Raw genomic sequence first — 4,366 nt, forward strand, 5'->3', positions numbered from 1 at the left:
GGAGCGGCCTTGTGCCGCTAACGGGCCGCAAAGCGGCCCCGGCGATATGTGCTTTGGCTAAGAACCTGGGGCCGCTGTGCGCCCCTTTCGCGGCACAAGGCCGCTCCTACACGGTCAGCCAGGCAATCCCAGGAACTGGCACAACTCCCGCTTCTTGGCCAACGCATCCTTGCGCCCCAACTCGATCAGCTCACTGCAATAGCTCGCTTCGAACAGCAGGTAGCTCAATACCCCCGCGCCGCTGGTCTTGGTAGCGCCAGGCCCACGCAGGAACAACCTCAACGCCGCCGGCAGCTCGCGCCGATGACGAGCGGCGATCTCGTCCAGCGGCTGGCTGGGCGCCACCACCAGCACCTCGATCGGCGCCAGCCCCAGACGCCGGGCGTCCAGGTGCGCCGGCATCAGGTGGCTGAGGTGGTTGAGCCGCTGCAGCAGTTCGATATCGTCCTCGAGACTGTCGATGAAGGTGCTGTTGAGCATGTGCCCACCGATCTGCGCCAGGCTTGGTTGCTGGCCGCTGAACACGCGCTGGGTCGGCAAGGGCGGCGCCGGTCGCTGGGGGTTGCCACTGACCCCCACCACCAGCACGCGGCTGGCGCCCAGGTGCAGCGCCGGGCTGATCGGTGCCGATTGGCGCACCGCGCCGTCACCGAAGAACTCATCGCCCAGACGCACCGGCGCGAACAACAACGGGATCGCCGAGCTGGCCAGCAGGTGGTCGATGGTCAGCGGCGTGGGCATGCCGATGCGCCGGTGACGCAGCCAGGGTTCGATGGTGTCGCGGCCCTGGTAGAAGGTCACCGCCTGGCCGGACTCGTAGCCGAAGGCGGTCACGGCGATGGCGCGCAGCTGATTGGCCGCCAGGGAATGGGCGATGCCGTCCAGGTCCAGGTGTTCATGCAGCAGGCGGCGCAGCGGGCGGCTGTCGAGCAGCGCCACCGGCACCTGGCCGCCGAGCCCCAGCAGGCTGTGGCCGACGAAGCGGCTGGCCTGGCGGATCACCCCGGGCCAGTCGCTGCGCAGCACCAGGTGGCTGCGAAAGTTCTGCCAGAAGGCAGTCAGGTGCTGCACCGATTCGGCGAAACGCGTGGCACTGCTGGCCAGCTTGACGGCGTTGATGGCGCCGGCAGAGGTGCCGACGATCACCGGGAAGGGGTTCGCCGCCCCAGGGGGCAGCAGTTCGGCGATGCCGGCCAGCACGCCGACCTGGTAGGCGGCGCGGGCACCGCCGCCAGAGAGGATCAGGCCGGTGGTTGAGGTCATTGCTCCTCCCTGGAATCAGTGCTTGCCAGTGACCGCCCTATCGCGGAGCCAGCCCGCTCCCACGCGGCCCCAGCGTCATTTTTTCTTCTTGTCGTACAGCCGTGGCTCGCCCTCGGGCCGCGACTTGAAGCGTCGGTGCGCCCACAGGTACTGCTCCGGGCACTCGCGCAGCACGCCTTCGACCCACTGGTTGATGCGCAGGCAGTCGGCCTCCTCGGTTTCGCCGGGGAAGTCCTCGAGCGGCGGATGCACCACCAGACGATAGCCGCTGCCGTCCTCCAGGCGCCGCTGGGTGAATGGAATCACCCGGGCCTTGCCCAGCCGGGCGAACTTGGTGGTGGCGGTAACGGTGGCCGCCGGGATACCGAACAGCGGCACGAAGATACTCTGCTTGATGCCGTAGTCCTGGTCCGGCGCATACCAGATCGCCCGGCCCTTGCGCAGCAGCTTGAGCATGCCGCGCACATCGTCGCGCTCCACGGCCAGCGAATCGGGGTTGTGGCGCTCGCGGCCGCGGCGCTGGATGAAGTCGAATACCGCGTTGCCGTGCTCGCGGTACATGCCGTCGATGGTATGGGCCTGGCCCAGCAGCGCGGCGCCAATCTCCAGGGTGGTGAAGTGCACGGCCATGAGGATGGCGCCCTCGCCTTCGCGCTGGGCGGCCTGCAGGTGCTCGATGCCTTCGATGTGAGCCAGGCGCACCAGCCGGGCCTTTGGCCACCACCAGCTCATGGCCATCTCGAAGAAGGCGATGCCGGTGGAGGCGAAGTTTTCCTTGAGCAGATGTTGCCGTTCGTCGCCGGACAGTTCGGGGAAACACAGTTCGAGGTTGCGCGCGGCGATGCGCCGGCGCTCACCGGCCACCCGGTACATCACCGCGCCCAGGGCGCGGCCCAGGCCCAGCAGGGCGCGGTACGGCAGCTGGGCGACCAGCCACAGCAGCCCCAGGCCCAGCCACAGGCCCCAGAATCGCGGGTGGAGGAAAGAGGATCGAAAACGCGGGCGTTCCATTGAAGCTTCCGGCAAGACATGAGCCCGGCATTCTACATCGGTTGCGGGCAATCGGTCTTATCGCTATAAGTCAGGGCACTTTTTTCGCAACAAGCCGTCTATGCAGACCATGAGCCCCAACCAGACACCCGACAACGCCCCCGTGTTCCAGCTCAAGGGCAGCATGCTTGCCATCACCGTGCTGGAACTGGCGCGCAACGACCTCGAATCCCTCGACCGCCAGCTGGCGGCGAAGGTGGCGCAGGCGCCGAATTTCTTCAGCAACACCCCGCTGGTGCTGGCCCTGGACAAGCTGCCCCATGACGAAGGCGCCATCGACCTGCCCGGGCTGATGCGCGTGTGCCGTCACCATGGCCTGCGCACACTGGCGATCCGCGCCAGCCGCATCGAGGACATCGCCGCGGCGATCGCCATCGACCTGCCGGTGCTGCCGCCTTCCGGCGCCCGCGAACGCCCGCTCGAGCCCGAACCGGAAGCGAAGAAGCCCGAACCCGCGCCAGCACCGCCACCGGCGCCGGCCGAACCCGAGGTGCGCCCGACCCGCATCATCACCTCGCCGGTGCGCGGCGGCCAGCAGATCTACGCCCAGGGTGGCGACCTGGTGGTGACAGGCTCGGTCAGCCCCGGCGCGGAACTTCTCGCCGATGGCAACATCCATGTGTACGGCGCCATGCGCGGCCGCGCCCTGGCCGGTATCAAGGGCAACACCAAGGCGCGCATCTTCTGCCAGCAGATGACCGCGGAAATGGTCTCCATCGCCGGCCAGTACAAGGTCTGCGAGGACCTGCGCCGCGACCCGCTGTGGGGCTCGGGCGTGCAGGTCAGCCTGTCCGGTGACGTGTTGAACATCACCCGTCTTTAACGGATACTTGCCGGCATTTTTAGCGCAACTTTTTTCCCGTTGCCGTTTTTTGTATTTGCAGGGACCCGCGTCCCGTTTATTTAGGGGTGAAACACCTTGGCCAAGATTCTCGTCGTCACTTCCGGCAAGGGGGGTGTGGGCAAGACCACCACCAGCGCCGCCATCGGTACCGGCCTCGCACTGCGCGGCTACAAGACTGTCATCGTCGACTTCGACGTCGGCCTGCGTAACCTCGACCTGATCATGGGCTGCGAGCGCCGCGTGGTGTACGACTTCGTCAACGTGGTCAACGGCGAGGCCAACCTGCAGCAGGCCCTGATCAAGGACAAGCGCCTGGAGAACCTGTTCGTGCTGGCCGCCAGCCAGACCCGCGACAAGGACGCCCTGACCCAGGAAGGCGTGGAAAAGGTCCTGATGGAGCTGAAGGAAACCTTCGACTACGTCATCTGCGACTCGCCGGCCGGTATCGAGAAAGGCGCGCACCTGGCGATGTACTTCGCCGACGAAGCCATCGTCGTGACCAACCCCGAGGTGTCCTCGGTACGTGACTCCGACCGCATGCTGGGCATCCTGTCGAGCAAGTCGCGCCGCTCCGAGAACGGCGAGGAGCCGATCAAGGAACACCTGCTGATCACCCGTTACCACCCCGAGCGCGTCGAGAAGGGCGAAATGCTCAGCATCGCCGACGTCGAAGAGATCCTGGCGATCAAGCTCAAGGGTGTGATTCCCGAGTCGCAAGCCGTTCTCAAGGCCTCCAACCAGGGCATCCCGGTCATCCTTGACGACCAGAGCGATGCCGGCCAGGCGTACAGTGACACCGTCGACCGTCTGCTGGGCAAAGAGAAGCCCCTGCGGTTCATCGACGTGCAGAAGCAAGGATTCTTCGCGCGTCTGTTTGGAGGCAAGTAAACCATGAACCTTTTTGACTTCTTTCGTGGCAGACAGAAACAGACCAGCGCGTCGGTAGCGAAAGAGCGTCTACAGATCATCGTGGCGCACGAGCGCGGCCAGCGCAGCACCCCGGACTACCTGCCCGCCCTGCAGAAGGAGCTGGTCGAGGTGATCCGCAAGTACGTCAACATCGGCAACGACGATGTGCAGGTGGCGCTGGAGAACCAGGGCAGCTGCTCGATCCTCGAGCTGAACATCACCTTGCCCGAGCGCTGATCCAGCGCCTTCGGGCCGATCCTGGGGCTGCTTTGCAGCCCTTTCGCGGCACAAGGCCGCAGC

The 4,366-nt window shown here is 66.0% G+C and carries 5 protein-coding genes; 3 read left to right on the plus strand and 2 right to left on the minus strand.

The genetic code is table 11. From position 1 onward, the window contains the following. Positions 1–114: 114 nt before the first annotated feature. Positions 115–1,263, minus strand: coding sequence for a patatin-like phospholipase family protein (locus tag V0R62_RS26490; protein WP_330105806.1), 1,149 nt, complete (start codon positions 1,261–1,263; stop codon positions 115–117). Between the two features lie 75 nt (positions 1,264–1,338). Continuing rightward, on the minus strand, positions 1,339–2,274 hold the full coding sequence (locus tag V0R62_RS26495; RefSeq protein WP_330105807.1) for a lipid A biosynthesis lauroyl acyltransferase: 936 nt from the start codon (positions 2,272–2,274) through the stop codon (positions 1,339–1,341). Between the two features lie 100 nt (positions 2,275–2,374). Between V0R62_RS26495 and minC the strand changes: the two genes are divergently transcribed. The 3 genes from minC (at position 2,375) to minE (ending at position 4,303) form a co-directional block, all read left to right on the plus strand. Continuing rightward, on the plus strand, positions 2,375–3,136 hold the full coding sequence (gene minC, locus V0R62_RS26500; RefSeq protein WP_330105808.1) for a septum site-determining protein MinC: 762 nt from the start codon (positions 2,375–2,377) through the stop codon (positions 3,134–3,136). Between the two features lie 96 nt (positions 3,137–3,232). Continuing rightward, positions 3,233–4,045, plus strand: a complete 813-nt coding sequence (gene minD, locus V0R62_RS26505) for a septum site-determining protein MinD (protein WP_028690866.1) — start codon at positions 3,233–3,235, stop codon at positions 4,043–4,045. A 3-nt stretch (positions 4,046–4,048) separates the two neighbouring features. Continuing rightward, the gene (gene minE / locus V0R62_RS26510) at positions 4,049–4,303 is read left to right on the plus strand and encodes a cell division topological specificity factor MinE (protein ID WP_011532731.1); all 255 of its coding nucleotides are present in this window, start codon (positions 4,049–4,051) and stop codon (positions 4,301–4,303) included. Positions 4,304–4,366: the final 63 nt, after the last annotated feature.

The organism is Pseudomonas carassii (assembly GCF_036324045.1).
GTDB classification, from domain to species: domain Bacteria; phylum Pseudomonadota; class Gammaproteobacteria; order Pseudomonadales; family Pseudomonadaceae; genus Aquipseudomonas; species Aquipseudomonas peradeniyensis.

Bases quoted from the DNA above. Each gene is read 5' to 3' on its own strand.
- V0R62_RS26490 (WP_330105806.1), bottom strand. From the start codon at position 1,263: ATGACCTCAACCACCGGCCTGATCCTCTCTGGCGGCGGTGCCCGCGCC.
- V0R62_RS26495 (WP_330105807.1), bottom strand. From the start codon at position 2,274: ATGGAACGCCCGCGTTTTCGATCCTCTTTCCTCCACCCGCGATTCTGG.
- minC (WP_330105808.1), top strand. From the start codon at position 2,375: ATGCAGACCATGAGCCCCAACCAGACACCCGACAACGCCCCCGTGTTC.
- minE (WP_011532731.1), top strand. From the start codon at position 4,049: ATGAACCTTTTTGACTTCTTTCGTGGCAGACAGAAACAGACCAGCGCG.